Source organism: Variovorax sp. 01T439_2, assembly GCF_056398445.1.
This window is the reverse complement of sequence record NZ_JBFTPJ010001334.1, coordinates 1-1,090: the sequence shown is the minus strand read 5'-3', so window position 1 is coordinate 1,090 and position 1,090 is coordinate 1. Positions and strand designations below refer to the sequence as shown.

The 1,090-nt window shown below is 68.0% G+C and carries 1 protein-coding gene; it reads left to right on the top strand.

Annotated elements, in window-relative coordinates; all coding sequences use genetic code 11:
- Nucleotides 1-1,088: prealbumin-like fold domain-containing protein (locus tag AC1DOC_RS34725; RefSeq protein ID WP_478131720.1), on the top strand; the 1,088-nt coding region annotated here is incomplete at its 5' end.
- Between the last annotated feature and the right edge of the window lie 2 nt (nt 1,089-1,090).

The following is a 1,090-nucleotide window of genomic DNA, read 5'->3' as shown; positions in this document are numbered from 1 at the left end:
CCGTGGCGGTACCGAGCACGGCGACGATCATTGCCGAAGACCCGCTGCCCACCGACTACGCACTGACCGGCGTCAGTTGTACCGGCCTGGGCGCGGGCGGCACGGCAACGCCTGACCTGCCGAACCGCAAGGTGACGCTGGATGCGGCCGCCACGGCGCCGGGCAGCAACATTGCGTGCACCTTCACCAACACCTACACGCCGCCGTATCCACGGGTGCAGATCGTCAAGACCACCATCGGCGGCACCGGCAGCAACCTGTTCCGCTTCGCGCTCAGCGGGCTTTCGACGGCAAGCGACAGCATCACGGTGGTGGGTGACGACACCGTGGAAGGCGCGGCCAACATCACGGGCACCGCCAGCGCCGGTGTCACGATCAGCGAAACCTCGCCCGAGGGCTGGCCGGCCAGCCCGGTGAGCGCCAGCTGCGTGGACTTGAACAGCGCGACTCCGGCCGCCACGTTCGGCACGCTCACGGGCAATCAGCTGGCCATTCCCGGGGCCAACATGGTCGCTGGCGCGGCCATTACCTGCACGTTCGTGAACGGCTATCCCAAGAACGTGACCGGCCGGGTGTTCCTCGACAACGGCACGGGGGGCGGAACCGCGAACGACGGCCTCATCAACGGCGGCGAGGTCGGGCAGAGCGGCATCAGCATGCGGCTGACCGACTGCGCGGCAACCACCTTGTCGACCGCCGTCACGGACGGCAGCGGCAAATACGCGTTGGCCGTGCCTTTCACCATCGGTACGGGCGATGCGCTGTGCGTGGAAGAGACCAACACGGTTTCGCGCATGTCCACCGGTGCTTCGCTGGGTGCCGTCCAGCTGCCTTCCGGCCAGACCGTGGCGAACGCAGGCACCGGCTACACCTACACCCGTGACGGAACGCCGGATCGCATTGCCTTCACTTGGAACAGCAGCGGCCACGCGGGCCTGAACTTCGGCGACGTCGAGCGCAACACGCTGGCTGCCGACGGCGCCAAGAACGGCCTTCCGGGCAGCACGGTGAGCTATCCGCACACCTTCACCGCGCGCACGGGCGGTGAAGAGCTATCCGCACACCTTCACCGCGCGCACGGGCGGTGAAG